This window comes from Streptosporangium sp. NPDC049248 (assembly GCF_040678965.1).
Lineage (GTDB): Bacteria > Actinomycetota > Actinomycetes > Streptosporangiales > Streptosporangiaceae > Streptosporangium > Streptosporangium fukuiense.
The window spans coordinates 99,802-126,107 of the sequence record NZ_JBFAQY010000017.1 but is presented as its reverse complement, the minus strand read 5'-3'; the positions used below and the strand labels follow the sequence as shown (position 1 = coordinate 126,107).

At 70.9% G+C, this 26,306-nt stretch carries 23 protein-coding genes, 1 tRNA gene and 2 pseudogenes; 18 read left to right on the top strand and 8 right to left on the bottom strand.

The window, feature by feature from the left end; translation table 11 throughout:
• Positions 1 to 5 precede the first annotated feature (5 nt).
• Both AB0K21_RS27720 and AB0K21_RS27715 read right to left on the bottom strand, forming a co-directional pair.
• Positions 6 to 1,919, bottom strand: a complete 1,914-nt coding sequence (locus AB0K21_RS27720; RefSeq protein ID WP_364154494.1) for an FUSC family protein — start codon at positions 1,917 to 1,919, stop codon at positions 6 to 8.
• Between the two features lie 147 nt (positions 1,920 to 2,066).
• Positions 2,067 to 2,861 (bottom strand): SDR family oxidoreductase, encoded by a 795-nt coding sequence (locus AB0K21_RS27715; protein WP_343963561.1) that lies wholly within the window; start codon positions 2,859 to 2,861, stop codon positions 2,067 to 2,069.
• A gap of 343 nt (positions 2,862 to 3,204) precedes the next feature.
• Here AB0K21_RS27715 and AB0K21_RS27710 point away from each other — a divergent pair, with 343 nt between their 5' ends.
• Entirely contained in the window at positions 3,205 to 4,296 is a 1,092-nt protein-coding gene (locus tag AB0K21_RS27710) for an LLM class flavin-dependent oxidoreductase (RefSeq protein ID WP_343963718.1), read from the top strand.
• On the opposite strand, the gene AB0K21_RS27705 is transcribed toward AB0K21_RS27710, so the two are convergent.
• Entirely contained in the window at positions 4,269 to 4,832 is a 564-nt protein-coding gene (locus AB0K21_RS27705) for a carboxymuconolactone decarboxylase family protein (protein ID WP_343963563.1), read from the bottom strand. The genes AB0K21_RS27710 and AB0K21_RS27705 overlap by 28 nt on opposite strands.
• 588 nt (positions 4,833 to 5,420) lie before the next feature.
• On the opposite strand from AB0K21_RS27705, the gene AB0K21_RS27700 reads away from it, so the two are divergent.
• From AB0K21_RS27700 to AB0K21_RS27690, 3 genes are all read left to right on the top strand, one after another.
• Positions 5,421 to 5,496: transfer RNA gene (locus tag AB0K21_RS27700), tRNA-Met, on the top strand.
• Positions 5,497 to 5,947: 451 nt separating this feature from the next.
• The gene (locus tag AB0K21_RS27695) at positions 5,948 to 6,490 is read left to right on the top strand and encodes a DUF2243 domain-containing protein (RefSeq protein ID WP_364154489.1); all 543 of its coding nucleotides are present in this window, start codon (positions 5,948 to 5,950) and stop codon (positions 6,488 to 6,490) included.
• Positions 6,487 to 7,320 (top strand): cytochrome c oxidase assembly protein, encoded by an 834-nt coding sequence (locus AB0K21_RS27690; protein WP_343963568.1) that lies wholly within the window; start codon positions 6,487 to 6,489, stop codon positions 7,318 to 7,320. Before AB0K21_RS27695 ends, AB0K21_RS27690 begins: the two co-directional genes overlap by 4 nt.
• Before the next feature lie 9 nt (positions 7,321 to 7,329).
• On the opposite strand, the pseudogene AB0K21_RS27685 reads toward AB0K21_RS27690, so the two are convergent.
• A pseudogene (locus tag AB0K21_RS27685) lies at positions 7,330 to 7,845 on the bottom strand (acyl-CoA dehydrogenase family protein); the annotation flags it as partial.
• Between the two features lies 1 nt (position 7,846).
• On the opposite strand from AB0K21_RS27685, the pseudogene AB0K21_RS27680 reads away from it, so the two are divergent.
• Positions 7,847 to 8,452 (top strand): annotated as a pseudogene (locus AB0K21_RS27680) (CaiB/BaiF CoA-transferase family protein); the annotation flags it as partial.
• 172 nt (positions 8,453 to 8,624) lie between these two features.
• On the opposite strand, the gene AB0K21_RS27675 reads toward AB0K21_RS27680, so the two are convergent.
• Genes AB0K21_RS27675 through AB0K21_RS27660 form a run of 4 tightly spaced genes read right to left on the bottom strand, consistent with a single transcriptional unit; the run spans position 8,625 to position 12,348 of the window.
• Positions 8,625 to 9,578 (bottom strand): LLM class flavin-dependent oxidoreductase, encoded by a 954-nt coding sequence (locus tag AB0K21_RS27675; protein WP_343963570.1) that lies wholly within the window; start codon positions 9,576 to 9,578, stop codon positions 8,625 to 8,627.
• Positions 9,579 to 9,583: 5 nt separating this feature from the next.
• Complete coding sequence (locus AB0K21_RS27670; RefSeq protein WP_364154485.1) at positions 9,584 to 10,666, bottom strand: CaiB/BaiF CoA-transferase family protein; 1,083 nt, start codon at positions 10,664 to 10,666, stop codon at positions 9,584 to 9,586.
• Positions 10,663 to 11,481 (bottom strand): enoyl-CoA hydratase/isomerase family protein, encoded by an 819-nt coding sequence (locus AB0K21_RS27665; RefSeq protein ID WP_343963574.1) that lies wholly within the window; start codon positions 11,479 to 11,481, stop codon positions 10,663 to 10,665. The genes AB0K21_RS27670 and AB0K21_RS27665 overlap by 4 nt, the downstream gene beginning before the upstream one ends.
• A gap of 48 nt (positions 11,482 to 11,529) precedes the next feature.
• The gene (locus AB0K21_RS27660) at positions 11,530 to 12,348 is read right to left on the bottom strand and encodes a GntR family transcriptional regulator (RefSeq protein WP_343963576.1); all 819 of its coding nucleotides are present in this window, start codon (positions 12,346 to 12,348) and stop codon (positions 11,530 to 11,532) included.
• Between the two features lie 125 nt (positions 12,349 to 12,473).
• Here AB0K21_RS27660 and AB0K21_RS27655 point away from each other — a divergent pair, with 125 nt between their 5' ends.
• From AB0K21_RS27655 to AB0K21_RS27595, 13 genes are all read left to right on the top strand, one after another.
• The gene (locus tag AB0K21_RS27655) at positions 12,474 to 13,979 is read left to right on the top strand and encodes a class I adenylate-forming enzyme family protein (protein WP_364154480.1); all 1,506 of its coding nucleotides are present in this window, start codon (positions 12,474 to 12,476) and stop codon (positions 13,977 to 13,979) included.
• Positions 13,980 to 14,041: 62 nt separating this feature from the next.
• Positions 14,042 to 14,845 (top strand): enoyl-CoA hydratase/isomerase family protein, encoded by an 804-nt coding sequence (locus AB0K21_RS27650; RefSeq protein ID WP_343963580.1) that lies wholly within the window; start codon positions 14,042 to 14,044, stop codon positions 14,843 to 14,845.
• On the top strand, positions 14,842 to 16,041 hold the full coding sequence (locus tag AB0K21_RS27645; protein WP_343963582.1) for an ABC transporter substrate-binding protein: 1,200 nt from the start codon (positions 14,842 to 14,844) through the stop codon (positions 16,039 to 16,041). The genes AB0K21_RS27650 and AB0K21_RS27645 overlap by 4 nt, the downstream gene beginning before the upstream one ends.
• Before the next feature lie 31 nt (positions 16,042 to 16,072).
• The gene (locus tag AB0K21_RS27640; RefSeq protein WP_343963584.1) at positions 16,073 to 16,942 is read left to right on the top strand and encodes a branched-chain amino acid ABC transporter permease; all 870 of its coding nucleotides are present in this window, start codon (positions 16,073 to 16,075) and stop codon (positions 16,940 to 16,942) included.
• Entirely contained in the window at positions 16,939 to 17,988 is a 1,050-nt protein-coding gene (locus tag AB0K21_RS27635) for a branched-chain amino acid ABC transporter permease (protein WP_343963586.1), read from the top strand. Before AB0K21_RS27640 ends, AB0K21_RS27635 begins: the two co-directional genes overlap by 4 nt.
• Complete coding sequence (locus AB0K21_RS27630; protein WP_343963588.1) at positions 17,985 to 18,725, top strand: ABC transporter ATP-binding protein; 741 nt, start codon at positions 17,985 to 17,987, stop codon at positions 18,723 to 18,725. Before AB0K21_RS27635 ends, AB0K21_RS27630 begins: the two co-directional genes overlap by 4 nt.
• Positions 18,726 to 18,730: 5 nt before the next feature.
• Positions 18,731 to 19,555, top strand: a complete 825-nt coding sequence (locus tag AB0K21_RS27625) for an ATP-binding cassette domain-containing protein (protein WP_343963590.1) — start codon at positions 18,731 to 18,733, stop codon at positions 19,553 to 19,555.
• Positions 19,552 to 21,138 (top strand): AMP-binding protein, encoded by a 1,587-nt coding sequence (locus tag AB0K21_RS27620; RefSeq protein ID WP_343963592.1) that lies wholly within the window; start codon positions 19,552 to 19,554, stop codon positions 21,136 to 21,138. Before AB0K21_RS27625 ends, AB0K21_RS27620 begins: the two co-directional genes overlap by 4 nt.
• Entirely contained in the window at positions 21,139 to 21,939 is an 801-nt protein-coding gene (locus tag AB0K21_RS27615; RefSeq protein ID WP_343963594.1) for an SDR family oxidoreductase, read from the top strand. It abuts the gene before it with no gap.
• Positions 21,926 to 23,092: an acyl-CoA dehydrogenase family protein gene (locus AB0K21_RS27610; protein WP_364154471.1), complete on the top strand. Its 1,167-nt coding sequence runs from the start codon at positions 21,926 to 21,928 to the stop codon at positions 23,090 to 23,092. Before AB0K21_RS27615 ends, AB0K21_RS27610 begins: the two co-directional genes overlap by 14 nt.
• Positions 23,089 to 24,126 carry an acyl-CoA dehydrogenase family protein gene (locus AB0K21_RS27605; protein ID WP_343963599.1) on the top strand — a complete coding sequence of 346 codons (1,038 nt, stop codon included), beginning with the start codon at positions 23,089 to 23,091 and terminating at the stop codon, positions 24,124 to 24,126. The genes AB0K21_RS27610 and AB0K21_RS27605 overlap by 4 nt, the downstream gene beginning before the upstream one ends.
• Positions 24,123 to 25,295, top strand: a complete 1,173-nt coding sequence (locus AB0K21_RS27600) for an acyl-CoA dehydrogenase family protein (protein ID WP_364154467.1) — start codon at positions 24,123 to 24,125, stop codon at positions 25,293 to 25,295. Before AB0K21_RS27605 ends, AB0K21_RS27600 begins: the two co-directional genes overlap by 4 nt.
• On the top strand, positions 25,295 to 26,242 hold the full coding sequence (locus tag AB0K21_RS27595) for an acyl-CoA dehydrogenase family protein (protein WP_364154464.1): 948 nt from the start codon (positions 25,295 to 25,297) through the stop codon (positions 26,240 to 26,242). Before AB0K21_RS27600 ends, AB0K21_RS27595 begins: the two co-directional genes overlap by 1 nt.
• Positions 26,243 to 26,306 lie beyond the last annotated feature (64 nt).

The following is a 26,306-nucleotide window of genomic DNA, read 5'->3' as shown; positions in this document are numbered from 1 at the left end:
AGGGATCAGCCCCGGTGGTCTCCCGCCATCGTGTCGCGCAGGCCGCGTACGGCGGAGTCGACCCGCTCCAGGGTCTCGTCGGCGCATGTCCCGGGTTCGCCGGGTATCCGCCCCGCGCGGACGTCACCGGCGATGTGCTCCAGGGACTCCGCCAGGGCCGCCACCGCCGCCCGCGACGGGGGCGGCGCGCCGCGCCCGGTGCGCGCGACGGTGGCGGCGGTCGCGTCGGCCACCCGTTCCAGCGCGGTCATCGCGGGCATCCAGGTGGTGACGCGCCTGCTGATCACAGATGGCTCGGTCATCGCCCGCTGGAAGACCGTCCGCAGGTCGGCCAGGGCGTCGTACACCCTGCGAAGGAGCAGCGCCCTGCCGGGGTACTCGGGCTCGAAGGCGTACCTGAGGTAGTTCGCGGTGGCCGACACCGCGTCGGCGAACCGGGGCCCGACCGGCGCCTCCCAGCTCCCGGCCCACGGCAGGTATCCCAGCAGCAGGACGATCACGCATCCGACCAGCGTGTCCACGATCCGGATCCCGCCCAGCTCCGGTCCCCCGCGGGTCAGTAGATCCACCAGTAACAGGACCAGCGGCGCCTGGAAGGTCGACATCAGGCCCCAGTTGCGCTGCATGCCGTAGGGCAGGAGCGCCGCGAACACCGCGATGGGGATCAGCAGCAGTGGGCCGTACGGCACCAGGAGAAGGATCAGGGTGCCGATCAGTGTGCCCGCGACGGTCCCGAGCGCGCGCTGTACGGCGCGCGCGAACACCGACCCGAAGTCGGGCTTGAGCACCAGCGCGACGGTCAGTGTCATCCAGTAGGACCGATCGAACCAGCCGAGCCGGCTGACCGCGGCGGCGACGCCCATGCAGAGCGCGAGCCGGACCGTGTAGACCCGGACGAGGTGGCCGTACCACATCTTCTCCAGGACGGCCCGGAGCCGGGAGCGGTAGCCCACCGGTTCGTACGGCAGTTGGTCGGCCGCGACGTCACCGCCGGATGCCAGGTCGACCGCCCCCTGGGCGGCGGAGAAGAGGGCGCGTACGGCGGGTGAGTCGCCCTCGTGGCGCACCGCCGCCGGCGCGGGTCCGCCGGTGAGCGACGCGGCGACGCCCTCGACGGCGGACGCCGGCTCCTGTGGCGGCTCGCGCTCCTCGTGGCACAGCGAGAGCAACGCGTTGCGGATCAGCGAGGCCTGGTTCAGCAGGGCGACCAGCCGGGTACGCCCGGGATCCAGCTCCCCCACCGGGGAGCGGGCGCCGAGGACGGTGTCGTAGGCGTTCCTGAGCGCGGTGTCGAACGCGATCAGGGAGTCGGCGGCGCGATCGGTGAACAGCAGGCCGAGGGCCCGGTAGACCTGGGCCACCGAGGTCTCCTCCGGCGCACGCGGGTGGAGGGGCCAGTCGGCGACCCCCAGCGCGATCACCCACAGCACGCCCAGCAGGAACGTCAGCGCGTTCGGGCCGGGCGGTCCCGGCAGTGCTATGCCACTGGCGATCACGGTCATCACCAGCAGTTGCAGCCCGGCCGCCGAGCCCGCGCCCCCGCCCGCGCTGATCAGTGCGGACAGTACGGAAACGGCCACCATGACCGGCACCACCCACCAGCCGTGGTCGCGGACCGCGGCGCCGATGAGATACCCCAGCGCCCCGGCGGCCCCGGTCGCGCCCATCCGGATGATCCTGGCCCGGTACGGGCCGTCCCGGTTGGCCATCCCGGCGTTCATGGCGCCCATGGCGGACAGCAGGCCGGCCGTGACGTGCCCGGCGGCGACCCCCGCGAGGAGCGGGACGGTCACCGCCACGGCCATGCGCAGCATCGGCCACCATCGAAGCGCCGCGGGTGCCGGGCGGACCGTCTCGACCAGCCAGCCCGGAGCGGCGTCGATCAGCCGGTCGGCGGCCCGCCGGAAGAGCGGGGGCATCGCTCGCCGTGCTCAGTACGCCTCCGGGCCGGACGCGTCCGGCCCGGAGGCGGTCTCTTCACGGTCCACGGCGCAACCCCTACCCGGCCGCCCTGTCCGGTTATCCCGGTATTCACCGACGAAGTCTTGACCACCGCGTGCCAGCGGTCAGGGGAGGATGGCGTCGACGTAGCCCCCGTCGACGCGGAGCGCGCCGCCGGTGGTGGCGGAGGCCTGCGGCGAGCCGAGGTAGACGACCATGTTGGCGACCTCCTCCGGTTCGATCAGCCGCCGCAGCAGGGACTGCGGGCGGTGCTCCCGCATGAAGACGCGCTGGGCCTCGTCCCAGGGCAGGCCCCTGTCGACGAGTTCGTAGACGAAGTCCTCCACGCCTCGGGTGTGGGTGGGGCCGACGATGACGGAGTTGACGGTGACACCGCTGCCCGCGGCCCTCTTGGCGAAGCCGCGCGAGACGGCCAGGAGCGCGGTCTTGGACATGCCGTAATGGATCATCTCCGCGGGGATGACGATCGCGGAGTCGCTGGCGATGTACTGGACGCGGCCCCAGGAGCGCGCCACCATCCCCGGCAGATAGGCGCGGGTGAGACGGACCGCCGCCAGGACGTTCACCTCGAAGTAACGACGCCACTCGTCGTCGGTGATCTCCAGAGCGTCCTGGACCCCGAAGACTCCGAGGTTGTTGATCAGGATGTCGACCTCCGGCAGCATGTCGACGACGCGGTCCGCCCCCTCCTCGGTGGCGAGGTCGGCGGCGACCGGGACGATCCGCGCGCCGGGAGTCTCCGCGCGCAGCGCGTCGCAGGCGCTCTCCACCTTCTCGGCGGTGCGGCCGTTGACGGCCACCGTCGCGCCCGCCCGTGCGAGGCCAGCGGCGATGGCCGCCCCGATCCCCTGCGTGGATCCGGTGACCAGTGCCGTCTTACCGGTGAGATCGATGTGCATGCGTCATGTCCTTGGATACCTGTCATGGAACCGCTCCCCGTATGGGCGGGCACTCACGACCGGATGACGAGGTGGAGCGGTGCTCCACCGGGCGCCTTCCCGCTGATCCGCTGTTCGTTCCCGGGTCAGGCGGTACGGAAAGCCCGGATGGTGATCATTTTGGAGAAGCGCGCACTTGCCACGAAGATCTCCGCACCGGGCGGAGGTGTCCCGGCGGTCCGTCGGCGGTCGTTCCCGCTGTCCGGCCGCCTGGTCACCGAGGCCGGCGCAGGCAGGAATAACCCGTCCGCTGAGACGTTAAGAGTAGTTGAAATTTCAAACGAAACGGAGGACGGTGAGCACGATGCAGTTCGGGATCTTCACCGTAGGCGACGTCACCACGGACCCCACCACGGGCCGGACGCCGAGCGAGCACGAGCGGATCAAGGCGATGGTGGCCATCGCGCTCAAGGCCGAGGAGGTCGGCCTGGACGTCTTCGCCACCGGCGAGCACCACAACCCGCCCTTCGTCCCCTCCTCACCGACGACCATGCTCGGCTACGTCGCCGCGCGGACCGAGCGGATCATCCTCTCCACCGCCACGACCCTGATCACCACGAACGACCCGGTCAAGATCGCCGAGGACTTCGCGATGCTGCAGCACCTGGCCGACGGGCGCGTCGACCTGATGCTGGGCCGCGGTAACACCGGGCCGGTGTATCCGTGGTTCGGGCAGGACATCCGCCAGGGCATCCCGCTGGCCGTCGAGAACTACGCGCTGCTGCACCGGCTGTGGCGCGAGGACGTGGTCGACTGGCAGGGCCGCTTCCGCACCCCCCTGCAGTCGTTCACCTCGACACCCCGCCCGCTGGACGGCGTCCCGCCGTTCGTCTGGCACGGCTCGATCCGCAGCCCGGAGATCGCCGAGCAGGCGGCCTACTACGGCGACGGGTTCTTCGCCAACAACATCTTCTGGCCCAGGGAGCACTTCATCCGCCTGATCGAGCTGTACCGGGACCGCTTCGCCCACTACGGCCACGGCACCCCCGAGCAGGCGATCGTCGGCCTGGGCGGCCAGGTGTTCATGCGGAGGAACTCCCAGGACGCGGTGCGCGAGTTCCGCCCCTACTTCGACAACGCGCCCGTGTACGGCCACGGCCCCTCGCTGGAGGATTTCACCGACCAGACCCCGTTGACCGTGGGCAGCCCGCAGGAGGTCATCGACAAGACCCTGACCTTCAGGGAGTCCTTCGGCGACTACCAGCGCCAGCTGTTCCTGATGGACCACGCCGGGCTCCCGCTCAAGACGGTGCTGGAGCAGCTCGACATCCTCGGCGAGGAGGTCATCCCGGTACTGCGCAGGGAGTTCGCCGCCGGCAGGCCGGCCGGGGTGCCGGACGGCCCCACCCACGCGGCCCTGGCGGACGCCTACTCGCCGTCGCCGTCCCAGGCGTAGGCCTGGAACGCCGGGTCGAGAGGGGCGTCGATCAGTCGGTTGGCGAACGTGGAGATCGTGTAGACACCGACACCGAGGACGACCTCAAGGGCGTTCTGCGGCGTGTAGCCGGCGTCGAGGAACGCCCGCATCTCCTCGTCGCCGACCGCGCCGTGGTGGTCCATCACCGCGAGGGTGAACGACCGCAGTGCCTCCGAGCGGGCGTCCGGAAGGGGCTTCCGTGCCCGCAGCCCCTCGATGACCTCGGCCGGCGCCCCCAGCTTGACCAGCGTGGCGGTGTGCATCGCCACGCAGACGTGGCAGCCGTTGCGGGTGGCGACCGTCAGGATGACGATCTCACGCTCGACCGGGGCGAGGGAGGTCTGCTCGAAGCCGGCGCTGGCCGTCAGGAACCCCTTGAGCAGATGCGGGGAGGTGGCCATCCGGCCGACCGGCGCGGGGATGAAGCCGAATTTCCGCTCCACCGCCTCGACCGTGGCGCGGGCGGCGGCGGGGGCGCTCTCGACGGTGTGGGTGACGAAGACGTCGTGGGACATGGGGCCTTCTCTCTGGATTCTCCGGGCACGCGGAAGACGCGCCAGGTGGTCGCACGCCGAGGAATATCGTCAACGTGGTTGTCTATATAGTAAACACAGTTGACGACTTTGGCAATGACCGAGGCTGGGCGTGGAGCAGGTCGCCGAACGAACGCGTTCGGCCCGTGACGCGTGGCACGACTTCCTCCAGCGAACGCGGCATCCTGATCCGGCGGGCCCACGGCACCCGGTAGGCGACCGCTCCCGGTCCGCTACCGGATCGTGTCCGCTCCCGGGCGCCGCACGCCCCCGGTCCGGGCGGTCCGTGCCGGTATTCAGGACGAGACCGTTCCCCTGCCGCGAATCCACCCGGTTTTCACCGGGCCCCGGAGAAAACACGTTGCGGTCGATTCCGGAGATCCAGCATCCTCAGATCAGGTCGGTCGAGCTTCACCAGGAGGGATCATGCGCCGCCATCACGGTCAGGGCCGTCGCGTCACGCGTGCTCGTCGCCGTATGCGCATGTCCCGGGAGGCTCGTGTGTGACGCCCGCCGTCACGACGCGAGCCGTCCTTCGGACCACACGGTCCGAGACGGCTCTTTTTTTGGAGCGGGTGAGGGCGCTGGTGTGCTCGGCGGTTTCATAAGCCGCTGTGGGCGGGTTCGATTCCCGCACCCGCTACCAGGCCTCTGTGGCGCAATGGAGAACGCGTCCGCTTGCGGAGCCCATCGCCGCACGGATCGTGATCCTTCTCGAAAAGATGATGTTTCGGGAACGTCGTCTTCGCAGTTGGTCGCGCCGACCTGAGGGGTTACCGACAGCAATCGCCGAAAACCCCACGAAGCTGTCCCTGACCTGCGGAAACAGCGATCCTGACAGGCCAGGGGGCCGGAGTGGCGGGCTCGCGTCGGACACGAAACCCGGCACGGCCGTCCGCAGCCGAAGCCTCTGCCGGCCGTGCGGGGCCACCCCACACGGCCTGTTCCGAGGTCCCGGCCGTCCTCGACCTCCGCAGGGAATCGTCACCGCAGGTCACGGACAGGTTGGTTGGATTTTCGGCGATCGCCACCGGGACCCCGGTTCGGTTCCGGGTGCTCGCCCGGATCGTGTTCGGGGGATGAGGATGGTCGGTTCCGTGGGCGCGAGTCAGGCCGGTGGCCTGCCGGTGAGCCTGAAACTGCCCGGGATCGTGCTGGGCGTGGGATTGGGCGGGTTCGTCGACGGGATCCTGCTGCACCAGCTGTTGCAGTGGCATCACATGCTCACCGGCACCGACAGCGACAACATCGGGGTGAAGTACTACTCGCCGTACACGGTGCCGGGATTGGAGATGAACACGGTGTGGGACGGCATCTTCCACACGGTGTGCTGGCTGGCGGTGCTGTGCGGGCTGGCGCTGCTGTACGGACGGCTGGCCCACAACCGGCGGCGGGCTTGGACGTCGCGGGTGCTGTGGGGCTGGATCCTGGTGGGATGGGGGTTGTTCAACCTCGTCGAGGGCGTGATCGACCACCATCTCCTGTCCATCCACCACGTGCGCGGCGGGCCTTACCGGCTCTGGTGGGACCTGGGCTTCCTCCTTCTGGGCGCACTGTTGGTCGCCGGCGGCCATCTGCTGCAGCGCAGCGGCGAGCCCCTGCGACCGCGCGACGCCGACGACGAGGGCGGTCTCCGGTGAGTCCTTTGCCCGCCCACGGAGTGCACGGTCATGGGCATGACAGCGGATCGGGCGAGCTGCTCGCGCTGTTGCCGGTGGCGGCCGTGGCGCTCCTGGCCGCCTGTTACCTGCTGCTGTGGCGGCGCGCCCGCCACCGCAACCTCGCGCGCGCTCCCCGGGGTGCGAGGGCGGCGCTGTTCGTCACCGGCTGCGTCCTGCTCGCGGCGGCGCTGTCCGGGCCGTCGCACGCGTTCGCCGAACTCGACTTCCGCGGCCACATGCTCCAGCACCTCCTCATCGGTATGTACGCGCCGCTCGCCCTGGTGTTGGGCGCGCCGATCACGGTGCTGCTGCTTGCCCTGCCCGCCGCCCGCGCCCGCCGCCTCATCCGTCTCCTGCGCGGCCGCCCCGCCCGCGCACTGACCCGCCCTTGGGTCGCGCTGCTGCTGAGCACCGGCAGTCTGGGCGTCCTGTACTTCACCCCCCTGTACCAGGCGACCACCGTCCGCCCCGCCCTGCACACGCTCCTGCATCTGCACTTCCTGGCCGCCGGATGCCTGTTCGCCTGGGTCATCGCCGGCCCCGATCCCACACCCGGCCGCCCGAGCGTCCCGGCTCGCCTCGTCGTCCTGGGCGTCGCGATCGCCGCCCACGCCATCACCTCCCAGCTCCTGTACGCCGGGTTCCTCATCGGCGTCCACGCCCCCATCACCCAGATACGCGGCGGCGCCGAACTCATGTACTACGGCGGCGACGTCGCCGAACTCCTCCTGGCCGTCGCCCTCGTCACCACCTGGCGCCCCCCGCCACACGCCTGGGTGCGCGTGGCGGAGCGACACCCGCGCGGTTGACGACTTCCATCAGTCCTGCTCCCCACCGGAGGTGATGATCGTCCCACCGGCGTCCCCGGCGAGTGCGCGGCTGATGACCAGGCGCTGGATCTGGTTGGTGCCCTCGAAGATCTGCATGACCTTCGCTTCGCGCATGTAGCGCTCGACCGGGAAGTCGCGGGTGTAGCCGTACCCGCCGAGGACCTGCACGGCGTCGGTGGTGACCTTCATGGCGTTGTCGGTGGCGACCATCTTGGCGATGGACGCCTCCCGGCCGAACGGCAGGCCGAGGTCCTTCAGGCGCGCGGCGTGCAGGGTCGTCGCGCGGACACTCTGGACGGCCGCCTCCATGTCCGCGAGCAGGAAGGCAAGGCCCTGGTGCTCGATGATCGGCTTTCCGAAGCTCTCCCGCTCCTTCGCGTACGCCACAGCCTGGTCAAGCGCCCCCTGGGCCAGGCCGGTGGCGACCGCCGCGATGCCCAGCCGGCCGGAGTCGAGGCCGGCCAGCGCGATCTTGAGGCCGTCGCCCTCGGCGCCTATCCTGCGCGGCCGGCGCTCGATCCCCGTGGACCTGAAGGAGCCGGAAGGGCGGGCTCTCGTCCTGGATCTCGCCGAGCGCGCCGATGTCATGATCGAGGGCTTGCGGCCCGGCGTGGTGGAGCGGCTCGGTGTCGGGCCACAGGAGTGCCTGGCGCGTAACCCCCGGCTGGTCTTCGGGCGGATCACAGGATGGGGTCAGGACGGGCCGTTGGCCGGGGACGTCGGTCACGACATCAACTACATCGGGCTGACCGGCGCGCTGCACGCCATGGGCCGGGCCGACCAGGCGCCCGCTCCCCCGCTCAACCTCGTCGGCGACTTCGGCGGCGGATCCATGCTGCTGCTGGTCGGCATGCTGGCCGCGCTCTGGGAGCGCTCACTGTCGGGCAGGGGGCAGGTGGTCGATGCCGCGATGGTGGACGGGACCGCACTCCTGAGCCAGATGGCCATGGCGCTTCGCGGCATGGGAGTGTGGCGTGACCGGCGGGAGAGCAATCTGCTCGACGGCGGTGCCCCGTTCTACGACACCTACGAGTGCGCGGACCGGCGGTACGTGGTGGTGGGAGCTCTGGAACCCCAGTTCTTCTCGGCGCTGCTGGACGGGCTGGGCATCGACGCGAACGACCTCATACGTCGAGGTGGACGGGATGGTTCAGGCGGCGCCCGCGCCGAGGTTCTCCAGAACTCCCAACGCGCGACCCGAACCGGTCGACGGCCGGGCGCTGACCGCGGCGGAGGCTCTCGCGCGGTGGGCGTAGCCGGTGCGCCGAACCCCCCGCCGGGTGTCAGCCGGGTGGCGTGGCGGCGTCCTCGATCCGCTCGGTCAGCAGTTCGGCGAGCACGGCGACCCGTTCGACGGCTTCGACCGCGTTGGCCGCCGGAACCGAGATGCTCAGCCGGGTCGCGCCGGCCGCGACGTACTCCGCCAGCCAGGCGGCGATCCGGTGGTCCTCCCCCACGCCGCACAGGTGGAGCAGGCGAGGGGCCGCGGGGCCGAACCAACGGCCGAGGCTCGACTCCAGCTCCTGCCCGGACTGGCCGGCGGACGCGCACCAGGCATTGAGCCCGAACCAGTCCGGAGCAGGACGGCCCAGGGCCGCCGTACGCCGGACGATCTCCTGACGGGTCTCGCGATACCGGCGAGGCGTGCACAACAGTCCCAGCCAGCCGGATCCATAGGTGGCCGCGCGCTCGACAGCCGCCTCCCCCGCCCCGGCGATCACCAGGGGCGGAGCGGGCCCCGTCGTCGCGATCGACGCCTGCTCCAGGTCGAAATGCACGCCATGGTGATCGACCACCTCGCCGCGCATGAGCCGGCTCAGCACGTCGAGACTCTCGTTGAGACGCTTTCCGCGGCTTCGGGGGTCGACACCGCAGTTGGCGGCCTCCCTGGGGTCGTCACCGCCTGCCCCCACGGCAAGGACGAGACGTCCAGGTGCGAACGAGGTCACGGTGGCGAGCTGACGGGCGGCGATCAGCGGGTGCCGGAGCGCCAGCTGGAAGGCGCCGACGACCACGCGGAGTTCGGGCCCGGCCGCCAGGAGCGCCGCCGCCGCGAGGAGGCCGTCGATGCCCTGACCTCCCCGGTAGCTGACGTGGTCACCTACCGACACATGGTCGAGGCCGGCGTCGCGGACCGCCCGGGCGAACCGGGCGAGATCGGTGGCGGGCGCGGTGAGCAGGTCCGGCTGGATCGCGATCCCCACCGCGCAGGTCCTGCGCGGCGCGGTCGTCCCCACGGCCGTCACCGGTCGGCCTGAAGCGGATCGAGGCCATAGAGCTCGTTGTGCTCGCCCAGCGCCGGGACATCGGGGCACGCCGTGATGGCCTGTCCGTCGAAGAGCAGCGGTTGCCGTACGGACCGGTGGCCTGACGGGAGGTCGAGCAGCAGCCGGCGCGCCTTGACCTGCGGATCGTCGAACACCTCCGGGACACGGCGAACGTGGCCGCAGCTGACACCCCGTCGTTCCAACCGGCCGATGACATCATCGGACCGCCGCGCGGCGAGCGCGCGGGACAGGAGTGTTCGCAACTGGTCGGCGCGACTCTCCCGTTCGCCGGTGGAGAGGCCGCCCAGGTCGCCCAGCCCCAGCTCGTCGCAGAGCGCGGCCCACTGCCGGTCCTCCCCGGCGATCGCGAGCGTCACCGCACCACCGTCCTCGCACCGGAACATCCCGTACGCCGGTTCCCGTGGCGGATAACCCGTGGTCTCCTCGCTCGCCAGGTGTCCCCCCATCCGTACCGCCTGCCAGGCCACCAGGCAGTCGAGCATGGAGACATCGACGTGCGCCCCACCGCGAGCCTGACGTGCGAGCAGGCCGCTCAGTACCCCGATGACGGCGAAGGCTCCCGCCACGAGGTCGGCGGCCGGAACCACGCCGACGCCGTCCCGCGCCCCGTCCAGCAACCCGGCCCGCCCCTGCACGGTGAGGTCGTGGCTGCCGAGTTCACGATCCGGCCCGCTCTGGCCGTAGCTCGACACCGACACGACCACCAGGTCAGGGAAATCCAGCCGAAGCCGCTCCGGGGAGAGACCCAGTCGTTCCAGAACGCCGGGCCGGAAGCCCTCGATCAGGACGTCGGCGTCGGCCAGCATGGACCGGAGGGCCGCCTGCCCCGGCGCCGTCTTGAGATCGAGCGCGACGGACCGCTTGTTGCGGTTCAACGCGCGGAAGAGGGCCGGATGACGCCGGGTGGGGTCCCCGGTCGGCCGCTCGACCATGGTCACCCGCGCGCCGAGGTCGGCCAGCACCATGGTGGCGAAGGGCCCGGGGTACTGCTCGGCAAGGCTGACGACGACGATCCCCGCCAGAGGTCCGGAGCTCATCCGACAGTCCACCGGGGCTCACGGCGCTCGGCGAACGCGCGGGGGCCCTCGACGAAGTCCGGATGCGACCAGTGGGACCGCACCAGCGACCAGCCGTACTCGGCGGACTGCGAATAGGGCATCTCGGTCGACGCCCACACGGCCTGCTGGGAGAGGGACACGGCCTGCGGCGAGTTGGCGGCGATGTCCCTGGCGATCTGCAGCGCCGTCTCCATGAGCTGGTCGGGCGCGGTCAGCTCTTCGACCAGGCCGAGCTGGTACGCCCGTGCTGCGGGCAGCCGGAAGTTGCGGCCCTGGAGTGTCATGCGGAGGGCGGTGCCGAGCGGAAGCCGCCTGGCCAGGCCGGTGTTCTCGATGCCGCCCACCTGCCCCACGTTCACGTGGCTGTCGAGGAACTGCGCGTGCTCGACGGCGACCACGATGTCGCTGTCCACGACGAAGTGGAGGCCGGCGCCGGCCACCAGCCCGTTGACCGCGCAGATGACGGGCTTCCACACACGGTTCTGACGGGAGGTGAAGTGCAGTTCGTCGGTGATGTTGCCGCTGCCCATGGCGACCTGCCCGCTCTCCGCGACGGAGTCGACGTCGACCCCGGTGCAAAAGTGCCTGCCGCCCGCGCCCGTGATGATCACGCAACGGATGTCGTTGTTCATCCGCACCTCCTCCCAGACGGCGCGGAAGCTCGGGAACATCGACACGGTGATCGAGTTGCCCCGGGCGGGACGGTTCAGGATGATGCGCGCGATGCCGTCGGCGACATCGAACAGCAGATCGGCGTCGACCCCCTCGGGCAGGTCACCGAACGGCACAGGCATGGGGAACTCCTGGGACTCTCTGGGGTGATTCTGGGTGGCACGGACCGGTCACCGGCCACCGGCCGCCCTGGAGTGCGTCAGGGGCGTGACCGGAAAGTCCCGCCCCTCCTCCAGGACGTGGTGGTGCAACGCAAGGGAGTGGGCGCGCATCAGCGTCGTCGCCTGGTGCCGGTCGCCCGCCGCGATGGCCGCGATGATCATGCGGTGCGTCTGGAGCACGCGACGCTGCTGCTCCAGCGCGGGATAACCGGAGGTGATGGCGACGACGTCGGCCCACTCCAGTTCCTGGGTCGACCAGAGGCCCGCCAGGGCTCCGGCCGTCAACGTGAGCGTCGCGTTGCCGCACAGCTGGACGAGCGTCTCGTGGAACTCCCGGCCCACGAGGGTGAACTGGTGGGCGACGCCGAGCGCGCGTTCCTGCTTGTCCACCAGGTCGTTGAGCTGCGGGACGACCTCGTGATGCCGGTCGGGGCGGGACGCCGCGACCCCGGCACAGAGTGGCTCGATCTCACTGATGGCGTCGGCCAGGTCGCCGACGGTGACCTGGTTGAAGCGGAGCAGGAGTCCCAGGCTGTAGGTGGTGCCGATCTGGGAGGGCGCGTGGACCACCGCCCCGCCCTGGTTCCCGCGGCGCACCGACACGAGCCCTTCGGCCTCCAGGATGCGCAGCGCCTCCCGATAGGACGGCCGGCTCACGTTGAGCTCGCGCATCATCTCCTCCTGCCTCGGCAGGAGCGAGCCCTCCGGCAGTTCCCCGCTGATGATCCTGTTCCGGATCGCGTCCGCCACCATCTCCGCGATGGCGGGCTGTGCCATCTGCGGAAGGGTTCCGGCAGTCTGCCGGACTAGATCGGAGTCGCTGCTCACGCAGCCTCCTTCGGCTTTCCTCAGTCTTCCACCGTCACGGAAACTTACTGTACAAAGATAACACAGATTGCTGTTCGGGGCTGATCGGTTAGGAGACGATGATGACGACTGAAGGTTGCACTCCGATGACCTTCGCGCACGCGTTCTGGCAACGCTCCCGCGAGCGCCCCGACCAGCCGGCACTCGCCACCTCCGAGATAGAGCTCTCCTACCGAGAGCTCTACCACCGCGCCGAGGTGGTGGGCCGGGCGTTTCGCGAACTCGGGGTCGAACGCGGCGATCGGGTGGCGGTGCTCGCGCCGAACCGGCTCGAGGTGGCGCTGCTCATGGTGGCCGCCGGCACGGCCGGCGTCGCCGTCGCGCCGGTGAACTGGCGGCTCTCCGCCGAGGCGGCCACGGCGGTGGTGGCGGATCTCGCACCGAAGGCGGTCTTCGCGACCGGCGCGTTCGCCGAGGTGGCGCGGGCCGCCACGGACGTGCCGGTGGTGGACCTGGACGACGGGGATCCCCGGTGGCTGGGGCTCGGGCCCACCGGAGGGATCGCCCCCCACGCGGTCCGCGGCGCCGATCTGATCGCCATCATGTCCACCAGCGGATCGACCGGGCGGCCCAAGGGCGTGGCGATCTCCCAGCACGCGATGGTGTCCCGCGCGCTGGTGCTCCACGCCGAACTGGGCGTCCAGCCCTCCGACGCCTTCATCGGCTGGGCACCGCTCTTCCACATCTCCTCGTCCGACTACCTGTACGCCACCCTCGTCCTGGGCGGCACTTTCGTACTCCTGGAACGCTTCGACGCGCAAGTCATCGCGAATGAGCTGGTCGACCGCGAGGTGGGCTGGCTCTTCCTGATTCCCGGCGTGATCGACGAGGTGCTCGGCGCGCTGGGGGACCGGCGTCCCCGCTCGCTCAGATGCGCGGGCGCGATGGCGGACCTGGTCCCCGCCGAACAGCTCCGCGAAGCCGAGCGCCGGTTGGGCGCGCCCTACCTGAACACCTTCGGAAGCACCGAGGCGGGCCTGGTCCCCGGCGCTTCGGCGGTCACCTGGGCCGGGGACCGGCCACTGCTCGACAAGCGCCCGACGCCGTTCTGCCAGCACCGGGTGGTGGACGCCGGCGGCAGGGACGTCGACCCCGGCTCGGCCGGTGAGCTGTGGCTGCGCGGCCCGACGCTGTTCAGCGGTTACTGGTCGGCCGGCGGCCTGTCCAGGGCGGAGTTCACCGACAGCTGGTTCAGGACCGGCGACCTGGTCCGGAGCGGGGACGGCGGCACGCTCGCCTTCGTGGAACGGCGCGGGCGCATGTTCAAGTGCGGCGGCGAGAACGTGTACCCCGCCACGATCGAGCGGGCCCTGCTGGGCCATGCCGCCGTTGTCGAGGCGACCGTGGTGCCGGCCTCCCACCCGCGGTTCGGGCAGGTGCCCGCGGCTTACCTGGCATTGGCGTATCCGGCCGACGCACGCGAGGTGGTGGAGGCCGCGACGGCGACGCTGGCCCGTTTCGAGCGCCCTCAGGCGGTGCACGTGCTGACGGCGGAGGAGTTCCCCAGAGGCGTGACCGGCAAGGTGGAGCGCGACCTGCTCGGTTCCGCGCACCCGGTCTGCGGGCCCGGGTGCTTCGCCGCCAACCGTTGACTATCTTCTAAAAGATAGCTTAGATAACCGTCACCAACCTCACAAGCCAGAGGAGCCACATCGTGATATCCAGGCCCTCGTCGACCTTCGTCCACGTCGAGGTGGCGGATCGTGTCGCGTGGCTGACGCTCGACCGCCCGCGGGCGAAGAACGCCCTCAACCGCGAGATGTACGCGGCGGTGCGCGACGTGGCGCGTGCCGTACGCACCGACACCTCGATCGACGCCCTCGTCGTCCAGGGCTCCGCGGGGGCCTTCGCCGTGGGCGGCGACCTCAAGGAGATGCTGGCGCTGCTCTCGTCCGCGGACCCGGCGGCGATCCTGTCGTACGAGGACGATCTGCCGTTCGAGGCGCTGCGGCAGGTGCCCAAGCCGACCGTCGCGGTCATCGACGGCCTGTGCATGGGCGGCGGTCTCACCCTGGCCATGATGTGCGACCTGCGCCTGGCGACCGCGACGTCCACCTTCGCCATCCCGGAGGCCCGGGTGGGGATCGTGGACGGACACCTGCCGCGCCTGCTCCGGGGGCGGGTTCCGGACGCCGTGCTGCGGCGCTGGATGTACACGGGCGCGCCGTTCACGGCCGAGGAGGCCATGCGCGCCGGACTGCTCTCCGAGGTCGCCACGGACGCCGGCGACCTGGAGGGCAGGGTGCGCACCCTCCTCGGCCAGCTCAAGGAGTCCTCGGGGACGGCCGTCGCGAAGCTGAAGTCGATCTTCAACGAGGCGATGCCCCTGCCGTCCATGAGTGATGCCTACGACTCGCTCCTGAGCGAGGAAGCACGACTTCATCTCCAAAGGTTCGGGGCGAGAGTGAAGCCGGATGTCCCAGAAGTTCCACAAGGTGATGAAGGGATCGACCAGTGATTCACAAGAAGACGAGGACCGCCGCCGCGGTGGTGGGCGGCCTCGTGGCGACGATGGTTCTGGCGGGCTGCGGCGGCGGCGCGGCCGAATCCTCGTCCGGTGACTACCCCATCGGGATGTCCATGGACCTGTCCGGCGCGATCTCCTTCAACGGTAAGCCGGCGGCGGCCGGATTCCAGGCCTACGTCGCCGACCTCAACAGCCGGGGCGGGGTGAACGGTAAGAAGATCGACCTCAAGGTCCTCGACGACGGCTCCGACGTCGCCAAGGGCCGGGCCAACGTCCAGCAGTTCGTGTCCGAGAAGCGGCTGGCCACGTTCGGCTTCATCCTCTCCAACCTAAGCCTGGCCACCCTGCCCGTGGCCACCCAGGGCAAGATGCCGATCGTCGGGCTGGGCGGGCCGGCCAGCCTCTTCGACCCGGTCCAGTCCTACTACTTCTCCTACGAACTCAGGGCGGAGCGCCTGGAGTCGGCCATTCTGAACTACCTCGCCACGCGCGCGCAGGAGGACGGGATCGAGAAGCCGCGTATCGCCGTCTTCTCCGTCGACACACCTTCCAACCGCGACATGGTGAAGCTCGCCACCCAGGACGTCACCGACCGGGGCTGGACGGTCTCGACGGTCCAGTACATGCCCGTCGCCCCCACCGACGTGACCGCGCAGGCCTCCGAGATCAAGGGAAGCAAGCCCGACTACGTCCTGATGAGCCACAACGACGCCGGGTCGCTCGTGGCGGTGCGCGGCCTGCGCGCCCAGGGCGTGGACGTGCCCGTGGTGAACCAGTGGGCGGGCTCCTCCGACGCCACCCTCAAGCAGCTCGGCGACAGGTACGCGGCGTTCCGCACCTACGCGAGCCCGACCGAGACCGGCAACGCCGCCGTCGACGCGATGAAGGCGGCGGCGACCAAGGCCGGCGAGGCGAAGAACATGACCAACCCCTACTTCACCCAGGGCTGGGTCGCCGGTTCCCTGCTGGAGAAGACCCTCCAGGCCTGTGGCGCGGAGTGTTCGACCGGGCAGAGCTTCCGGGACGCCCTGGAGAAGCTCGGCGAGATCGACACGAACGGCCTTTCCGGGCCGCTCCAGGTGAGCGCCGAGAGCCACGAGCTGGTGAAGACCGTGCGCTTCTTCAGCTGGGACCAGAGCACCGACCAGGCCAAGCCGCTGACGGACTGGGTCAAGGCCGTCTCGTGATCGCTCTCCTCCCGCCGCGGAGGGTCCGCCGATGCTGACCCTCCTGCTCGGCGCGCTGACGCTCTCCGCCGTCTACGCCCTGGTGGGCTTCGCCTGGGTGCTGCTCCGGCGCACCAACGGGATTCTCAACCTGGCCACCGGCGCCCAGCTGGCGCTCGGCGCGTTCATCTTCAACCAGTACGCCACCAGCTGGGAGTTGCCGTGGCCGGTGGTGGTGCTCGGCACCCTGGCCACCGTCGCCGCCCTCGGCGCCGTGACGCACTGGGTGGTGTTCAGGAAGCTGTCCGGACAGCCCGAGTTCGCGCTGGTGGTGGCCACACTGGGCCTGGCGAGCGCGCTCAAGGGCGTCAGCTCGCTCATCTGGGGCACCGAGGCGCGCGTCATGCGGGAACCGGTGCCGAGCCAGGTCATCGCCTTCGGCGATGACATGTCGACCACGCTCTACGGCCTGTGCGGGCTCGGGGCCGCCGTCCTGGTGTTCGCCGCGGCGCACACCTTCTTCAAGTTCTCCTCCGTCGGGATCCGCATGCGGGCCGCGGCCGAGAACCCCGTGCTGTCCGCACAGGGCGGCATCGCCGTCGACTGGGTCTACGTCCTGGGCTGGGCGATGGCGCTCACCGCGGCGGCCGTCGCGGGGATCATGTACGCCTACCAGACCGCGCTGAGTTTCCACGGCGTGGAGGCGCTCGGCATGCGCGGTCTCGCCCCGGCGCTGATCGGCGGCCTCACCAGCATCAGGGGAGTGATTCCCGGCGCCCTGATCGTGGGCCTGGCCGAGACGTTCGGCACCAAGTTCTTCGGCGGACCGGTGCAGGACGTGGCCGCCTGGATCGTCATCCTCGTGGTGCTGCTGATCCGGCCCCAGGGACTGTTCGGAGACAAGCAGGTGCAGCGGGTATGACGACGGTACGGACCCTCTTCGACGCCGCCGCGACCACGAGCGAAGGACGGGGCCTCGCGCTGCGGCGCGTCGCGATCCTGGCCCTGGTCTGCGTCCTGCCGGTCGCCCTGCGCGACTACCAGCTCTCCCTGGTGACCACCGCCCTGATCGCGGCACTCGGCGCGCTCGCCCTGACGCTGGTCACCGGGTTCGTCGGCCTGGTGACCGCGGGCAACAGCGCGCTACTGGCGCTCGGCGCGTACGGGGCGGCGATCGGAGCGGTGCAACTGGAACTGCCCTTCCTGGTCGTGCTCGTCGGCTCGGTGCTGGTCGGCGCCGCGGTCGGGCTCCTCGCGGGCCTGCCGGCGCTCCGGGTGTCGGGGATCTACCTGGCCATCGCCACCCTCGCCCTGCACTTCATCCTCATCTTCGTGTTCAACGAGTACCAGACCCGGGCGGTGGGGTCGGCGGGATTCTTCCTCCCGGCGGCCTCGATCGGCGGGCTGACCATCGACACGGCCATCGAGTGGTACGTCGTGCTCGTCGTGGTGGTGCTCGCCACCTGGCGGCTGGTCGAGAACCTGAAGAAGAGCAGGTTCGGCCGGGCCTGGATGCTGATCAGGGACACGCCGCTGGCGGCGGCCAGCCAGGGGATCTCGCTGCCGGCCTACAAGCTGGCGGCCTTCGTGGTCTCCTCCGCGATCATCTCGATGTCGGGAACGTTCCTGGCCTACTTCCAGCAGGCGGTCTACATCGAGAACTTCACGCTGGAGCTGGCGATCCAGTACATCGCGATGATCATCATCGGCGGGATGGGATCGAGTGGCGGGGCCATCGCGGGCGCGTGCTTCGTCGTCCTGCTGCCGCCCATGTTGTCCCGGGCCATCGCGCTGCTGCCCTCCGACGCCGTGGTGGCGGGGTTCCTCCAGCAGAACCTGGGCGACTTCCAGCTGATCATCTACGGCACCCTGGTCGTCGTCTTCCTGATCTGGCGCCCGGACGGGCTGGCCGGTCTCGGCCAGAGGCTGGCGGCCCTGCGGGTGCGGTCTGGAAAGGGGGCGCGATGAGCAGCCCGTTGCTGGAGGTCCAGTCCCTCACCGTCTCCTACGGCGGCGACAGCGTCGCGGTGGACGGGGTCAACCTGGTCGTACGCGAGGGCGAGGTCTGTCTCGTGCTGGGCGCCAACGGAGCGGGCAAGACCTCGCTGCTCCGGGGCATCGGCGGATTCGCCTCCAGTGAGTCGGGACGGGTGCGCGGCGGACGGGTGAGGTTCGGCGGCGCCGACGTCACCGGCCTGTCGCCGCGCGCCATGGCCAAGCGCGGGCTGGTGCTCGTCCCTGAGGAGGCCAAGGTCTTCGCGAGCCTCACGGTGGACGAGAACCTCCGGGCCGTTCCCATGGCCGGTGGCAGGGCGGCGCGCAAGGCGCTGGTGCACGAGGTCACCTCGATGTTCCCGTTCATCGCCGAGCGCATGGGACTGATCGCCGGTCAGCTCAGCGGCGGGGAGCGACAGCTACTGGGCATCGCACGGTCGCTGCTGCTGAAGCCCCGGCTGCTGATGGTCGACGAGGCCTCGCTGGGCCTGTCGCCGATCGCCGTCGAGATGGTCTTCGACATGCTGCGCTCGGTGGTGGCGTCCTGGGGGACGACCCTGCTGGTGGTCGAGCAGAACGTCCGCGCCGCGCAGGGCATCTCGGACAACGCGTACGTGATGGAGACCGGGTCGGTGGTGCTCAGCGGTCCCGCTCACGAGGTGCTCGGCAGCGAGCGGGTACGGCAGACCTACCTCGGCCTGGAGATGTGAGAACGATGTCGGCGGAATCGAAGAACATGTCCGGCTCCTCGGCGGTGCGGACCGAGGCCCTGAACGTCTGGCTGGGCGGCACGCACGCCGTGCGCGACGTCACCGTGGCGTTCGCGGCAGGCGCGACCTCGGGCCTGGTCGGCCCCAACGGCGCGGGCAAGAGCACCCTGCTCAACTGCATCAGCGGCCTGGTCCCGGCCGGCTCGGGCGAGGTCTACCTGTACGGAGACAGGACGACCGGGATCAAACCACACCAGCTCGCGATCCTGCGGATCGGCCGGTCCTACCAGGGCGCCCAGCTCGTCGCCGAGCTCCCGGCGGTGGACAACGTGATGGTGGGCGACCATGTGGGCCTGCGCACCGGCCTGGTCTCGGCCGCTCTCGGCCTGCCCGGTGCCCGCAGAGCCGAACGCGCCGCCCGAGACCGCGCGCTGCACGCGCTCGAACGGGTCGGTCTGTCGCAGTACGCCCAGCGGCCGGTCAAGGAGCTTCCGTACGGCGTCCAGAAGCGGGTGGACCTGGCCAGGGCGCTGGTCAGCGACCCGCGGTGCATCCTGCTGGACGAGCCGATGGCCGGGCTCTCGCGCGCGGAGAAGGAGGAGGTGGTGGAGGTGCTCGCCGGTCTCCGGGTGGACGGCGGGCCGACCCTGGTCGTCGTGGAGCACGACATGCGGGTGATCAACCAGCTCTGTTCGGACGTGGTGGTGCTGGCCGCGGGGGCCGTGCTCGCGGCCGGGCCGCCGGAGACCGTCCTGAACTCGCCGGAGGTCGTCGCGGCCTATATCGGACGTGGCGACAGCCGCTCGGAAGAACAGGCGGGCAGCGAGTGAATCCCATTCCGCGGCTTCTGGACACCTGGCTGGGCGGTGGTGCCGCACTCCGGGTGGACGGCGCCGACGTGCCGGAGGCGTCGCTGCTGCACAGGGTGTGCGCGGTCGGCGAGCAGTTGCGTTCGCTCGGGATCGACAGCTCGTCCCGGGTCGCGACCCTCATGGACAACAGCGAGGAGGCGATCGCCGTCTGGTTCGCCTCGGCGTTGCTCGGGTGCCTGGAGATACCGCTCAACACCAACTACCGCGGCGAACTCCTCACCTACCTGCTGCGCGACTCGAAAGCGGAGGTCGTCTGCTGCGACGCCCAGCACCTGGCCACCGTGCTGGCGTGCGTGGCGGGCACCGATGTCCGCCACGTCCTGGTGTCCGGCGGCGCGGCCGAAGACGTCCCGGGGAGGGCGACGGTCCACGCGCTGGCTCCCCCGTCAGGTGCGATGGACTTCGGGAGGCTCGTTTCGGCCACGGCGTCGGGTGTGGTCCTCTACACCTCCGGCACCACCGGGCCGTCCAAGGGCGTACATCACTCGCAGGAGTCGTGCGTCGAGCTGGCCCGCGCCGTCGCGCGGCTCAACGGCTACGGTCCCGGCGACACCCTGCTCAACTTCTTCCCGCTGTACCACCAGAACGCCCGGTACACGGGCGTCGCCGCCGCGCTCGTCGCCGGGTGCGGCTTCCAGCTCGACCGCACGTTCAGCAGCTCGCGGTTCTGGGAGATCTGCCGCGCGGGCGAGATCACCGCGTTCAACTACCTGGGCTCGGTGCTGGGGATGATCCTCAAGTCGTCGCAGGAGCTCGGTGACGCGCAGGCGCGTGACCACCCGGTCCGGCTCGCCTGGGGCGCGGGCGCGCAGCGCGAGGTCTGGGCCCGGTTCGAGGCCCGCTTCGGCGTGGCCATCACCGAGGTGTACGGGCTGAGCGAAGCGCCGATGGCGACGATCAACCGCTCCTCCGACCCCTCCCCCGTCGGGTCCGTCGGCCGCGAGGGGGACCTCTTCGAGGTGCGGGTGATGCGGCCGGACGGCCGGCAGGCGGACCCGGGCGAGGTCGGCGAGATCTGCCTCCGCCCCAAGCGGCCCGACATCTTCATGCGGGGGTACCTGGGCAGGGACGGGGACACCGTGACGGCCACCCGGGACCTGTGGTTCTGGTCGGGCGACTCGGGCTGGCTCAATCCGGACGGGGATCTGTTCTTCAGCGACCGCATCAAGGACGCGATCCGGCGCAAGGGGGAGAACATCTCGGCCTGGGAGGTCGAGACCGTGCTGCTCGCGCAGCCCGGCGTCATGGACTGCACCGTGTACGCCACCCGCCCGGACGCCTCCGGCGAGTCCGGCGAAAACGACGTCGCCGAGGAGGAGGTCATGGTGGCCCTGGTGCTGGCGTCCGGTGCCGACCTGGACGAGGTGATCGCGCGTGCCGCCGAGGACATGCCCCGCTACGCGCTCCCCCGGTACTGGCGGGTGCTGCCCACGCTCCCCCGGACGCCGACCCACAAGGTGGAGAAGGCGCGCCTGCGGGCGGAGGGACTGACCTCCGGCGTGGTGGACCGCCTGACAAGCAACGATTCAACGGACAGGTGAGTGAACCAAGTGGACTTGGACATCAAGGGCCGGGTGGCGATCGTCACCGGCGGTAGCAAGGGCATCGGCCTGGCCGCCGCCGAGGAGCTCGGCCGGGCCGGCGTCAGGCTGCTTCTGTCGGCTCGGGGGGAATCCGAACTGACGGCCGCGGTGGACCGGCTGCGGAACGCCGGGATCGACGCCGTCGCGCACGTCGCCGACGCCGCCCGGCCCGGTGCCGTCGACGGCGTGTACGAGGCCGCGGTCGCCGCGTACGGCCAGGTGGACATCGCGGTGTGCGTGGCCGGCGGCGGGCACGGCCCGCTGCGCACCTTCAGCTGGGAGGAGTGGATCCGGCTGTACGAGCTCAACGTGCTCAGCGCGGTGGCTCTGGCGATGAAGTGCGTACCGGCCATGCGTGAACGGAAATGGGGCCGCGTCCTCTTCGTGGGGTCGACCGCCGCGCGGGAGGCCGACCCGCGCTGGGCGGCGTACGGCGCGGCGAAGGCCGCGCTCCTGCACACGGCGAAGTCGCTGGCCCTCGCCTACGCCAAGGACGGGGTCCTCACCAATTGCGTGCATCCAGGCCTGACCAGGACCGAGGGCATCGTGGCGGGCTACCAGGCACAGGCGGAACGCCTCGGCTCGACCCCCGAGGAGGTCGAGCGCCGCATGCTCGAACTCCAGCCCATCCCGGCGGGACGGGTCGGCGAGGCCCGCGAGATCGCGGACGCCATCGCCTTCCTCTGCTCGGAACGGGCGTCGTGGATCGCGGGCGCGTCGCTCCAGGTGGACGGGGGGACGATTCGTGTCACTCCCTGAGCAGGGTACGGATCTGGCCGGCGAGGTGCGGGACTGGTGCCGGTCCCGGGACGCCGCCGACTGGCGCGACCGCATGAGCGCGGCGGATCCGGCGGAGCGGGCCCGGTTGCAGCGGGCGTGGTTGCTCCTGCTGGCCGCACAGGGGTACGCCGTCCCGCACTGGCCCGCGGCCTGGGGTGGCGGCCGGTCGCGAGCCGATCAGCTCACCATCGCCCGCGAGCTCATCCGGGCCGGCGCCCCCCGGCTGGACATGCACTTCGTCGCGCTCCACCACGCCGCGGCCACCCTCGTCATCGCCGGCTCGGACGAGCAGCGGGAGGCGTACCTGCCGGCGATCCGCGACGGGCAGCGGTGGTGCCAGGGGTTCTCGGAGCCCGGCGCGGGCTCCGACCTGGCGAGCCTGCGCACCCGCGCCGAGCGGCGCGGCGACCACTACGTCGTCAACGGCCACAAGACGTGGTCCAGCAGCGCGGAGTTCGCGGAGATGTGCCTGCTGCTCGCCCGCACGGGCGGTCCGGGGCGGTCCGGAATCTCCTACTTCCTGCTCGACCTGTCCTCGCCCGGCGTGTCCGTCCGGCCGATCCGGAACGCGAGCGGGCAGGACGAGTTCTGCGACCTCTTCCTCACCGACGTCGAAGTTCCCGTGACGGCCCTGGTCGGCGCGGAGAACGAGGGCTGGCGGATCGCGAACGCCACCCTCGGCGAGGAGCGCGGGCTCACCATGCTGGAGCGTTCCGAGGAGATGGTCGCCGGCCTGCGGTACCTGACGCTGGCGGTGGCCGCGCTGCCCCCCGGGGAGCGGGGTGCCGCCCTTGAGGCGCTTGGGGCCTATGCCGAGCGGGTGGAGTCCTTCCGGCTGCTGGTCGCCCGCGTCCTGGACGCCTCGGTCGACGGCACGGACACCGCCGCGGCCTCCATCCTCAAGCTCGTCTACAGCGAGCTGCTGCAGGACATGAGCAGGGAGGGACTGGCCGTGGCGGGACTCGCCGGGCACGAAGGACGGCACGGCTGGTCGGGCACGTGGCAGACCGGGGACTGGTTCGACGACTACCTGCGGTCCTGGGAGTGGACCATCGGCGGCGGCACCAACGACATCCTCCGCAACGTCGTCGGCGAGCGCATCCTGGGCCTGCCGCGAGGAGGATCCCGATGACCGACGAGCGTTCGAGTTTCCGGCAGGTCGTGCAGCGGGTGCTGGCCGACTCGTGGCCCCCGCTGGCCGAGTACGCCTCCGGTGCGCTCCCGCCGAACGCGGAGCGGCTGCGTAAGGTGTCGGACGAGCTGGGCTGGTGGGAGCTGGAGGACGAGGACGGCGGGTTCGAGTTCGCCTCGATCGCCGTCCAGGCACTGGGCGGCGCCCTCGGCCCGGGCGAGCTGCTGCAGGGCCTGTGCGTCAATCCGGTGATCGCGGGGTTGGCGGATCCCCGGCGGGTGGCGTGCTCGTGGAGCAACTCCGGTCCGCTGCGAGGCGGTTTGGCGGGTGAGGTCTCCTGGTGCCTGGCCGCGGGGGACGACGTGGAGCACGTGCTCGTCTTCGCGGAACAGGCGGGCGAGCCCGTGGCCGCCCTGGTCAGGCCGCGCGGAGAAGGCGCCCGGCTGGAGCCGATGACCGGCTCCGACCCGACGCGCGGGTTCTGGCGCCTCGTCATGGACGGCGTTCGGCCCGGCGAGCCGGAGATCCTCGCCCGAGGCGACGAGGCGACCGTGCTGATGCGCGCGGTCGAGCGGCGTATCTCGGTGGGCCTCGCGCTCGACAGCCTCGGGATCGCCAGGAGCGCACTCGCGCTCACCGTGGCGTACGCGAAGCTCAGGGAGCAGTTCGGGGCGCCCATCGGTTCCTTCCAGGCGGTCAAGCACCGCTGCGTGGACATGTTCGTCCTGGTCGAGACCGCCGACGTCCTGGTGGAGGCGGCGGTGACGGCGGTGGCCTCCGGCGAGCCGCTCGGCCCGTCCGGCGCCGCGTCGGTCGCCATGGCCAAGGCGGCGAGCTGTGACGCGGCGGCCGAGGTCACGCGGCTGGCCCTGCAGACCCACGGCGGCATCGGTTACACCTGGGAGCACCCCTGCCACCTGCTCGTACGGCGGGCCAAGCTCAACCAGGCCCTCGGCGGAAGCACCCGGTCGCTGCGGCGCGCCGTGGCCGACGGTCTGCTCCTGAACATCCCATCGCATGGTGAGAGGAGATGACTGCCGTGCTCGACTTCACCACGGGAGAGTCCGCCGCCGGGCTTCGCGGCAGGTTGCGGCGGATGGTGGCCGAGTTCTTCCCGCCGGACTTCCTGGGGGCCTTCACCGACGATCCGGCCGACCTGGCGATGACACAGCGCTTCTCGCGTCTGCTCGCCGACGAGGGACTGCTGACGGTGGCCTGGCCCCGCGAGTTCGGCGGCTCCGACGGATCGGTCTGGGAACAGACGGTGGTCCGCGAGGAGATGTGGGCACACCACGAGCCGCGGGGGGCCCAGTACATGGGCCTGAACTGGGTCGGGCCCGCGATCATGGCGTACGGAACGGCGGAGCAGAAGGCCCGGCACCTGCCCCCCATCGCGACCGGTGAGACGATCTGGTGCCAGGGTTTCAGCGAACCCGAAGCCGGATCGGACCTCGCCTCCCTCCAGACGCGCGCGGTGCGGGTCGGCGACCACTGGGAGATCACCGGGCAGAAGATCTGGACCTCCTACGCCGGCATGGCCGGCTGGTGCGTGCTCGCCGCCCGTACGGGGGCCAAGGACAGCGGCCGGCGGGGCATCTCGCTCTTCCTGATCCCGATGGACCGCGAGGGCATCACGGTCCGGCCGCTGCACGCCATGCTCGGCCCGCACCACCTCAACGAGTGCTTCTTCGACTCCGTCGTCGCGACCGACGGCGAGCTGCTGGGCGAGCCCGGCGCGGGCTGGAGCGTCATGAAGACGGCTCTCGCCCATGAGCGCGTCGGTATCGCCAGGTACGCGCGTTGCGAACGGCTGCTCTGGTCGTTGCGGGACGTACTCCGCCACGAGTGGGGAGAGCTCGACGAAGGGGTCAGGAACGACTGGGCCGGTGCCCTCGTCCAGGTCCGGGTGGCGCGCCTGCTGGCCTACCGCGTCGTCGAGCGCCAGGAAGGGAACAACGTGGTCGACCTGGAGGCCAGTCAGGCACGGATCGCGTCCACCGCCTGCGACCAGCTGGTGGCCGAGGTGATGTCACAGCTGCTCGGGCCGCGTTCGCTCCTCGGCCCGGCGGCCGGCGCACCGTCGTACGGGGCGTTCGAAGACCACTGGCGGTACGCCCAGGCCGCGACGGTCGCCTCGGGAACCACTGAGATCCAGCGCGAGATCGTGTCGCGTGAGCTGCTCGGCCGCCAGGCGGTGGGTTGATGCGGATCGAACTTCCGGAAGCCGCGCTGGACTTCGGCCGTGTCGCCGACGGCGCGCTGCGCGACCTGGGAGGCGTGGATCTGGCGCGGAGCGCGGAGTCGGACCGGGGCGCCGCGACCAGGGCGCGGGAGTGCCTGGCGAGCATCGGGCTGTACGACATCGACCCACGCGGCGGCCTCGACGACGCCGTGGCCGCCGCCGAGCTCTGCCGGGTGGGTGGGAGCCACGCCGTACCGTTCCCCCTGGCCGGGGTCCTGCTCCGGACGTCCGCCGAGACGCCTTTCTCGCTCGTCGACGCCCGCCATCCCATCATCGACCACGCCCGGGCCGCCGAGACCTGGACGGCCGCCACCATCGAGGGGGACCTGTTCGACGCGGAGCCCGTCGCCGCCGTGGAGTCGAAGGTCGCGCCGTTCGCGATGACGGTCCGGCTGCGGCCCGTGGCGGGCGGCGCGGCCTCCGTGCTCGACCGGCGACTCGGCCTGGTGCTCGGGGCCTACCATCTGCTCGGGATCGGGCAACGGGCGCTCAGGGTGGCGATCGAGCACACCAAGGTCCGCAAACAGTTCGGTCAGCCGCTCAGCGACTTCCAGGTGATCCGGCACAGCCTGGCCGATCTGTCCGTCGGGCTGGAGGGGCTGGACCTGCTGTGCCGCTTCAGCCTGTGGAGCACGTTCACGGACACCTCCCCGTCGCTGGTGGACGCCCTGAGCGTGCGCCTGGAGGCGCAGCGGGTCGTCAAGCACACGCTCCGCACGGCGCAGCAGTTTCACGGCGCGTCCGGTTTCGCCGACGAGTACGACATCTCGGTTCTGGTACGCCACGCCCAGCCCGGGCTGCGGCTCCCCACCGACCGCGGGGCGACGATCGCGCTGTTGCGTACCGCGATCGAGGAATTCGGATTCGCCGGGCCTTTCTCCCCGGCGGAAGAGCAGACCGCGCGCTGAGCCGGTCCGCACCCGGGTGGCGTGTCCTCGCAGGCTCCTGCGCGGGGTTCTCCTGCCGCCCGGG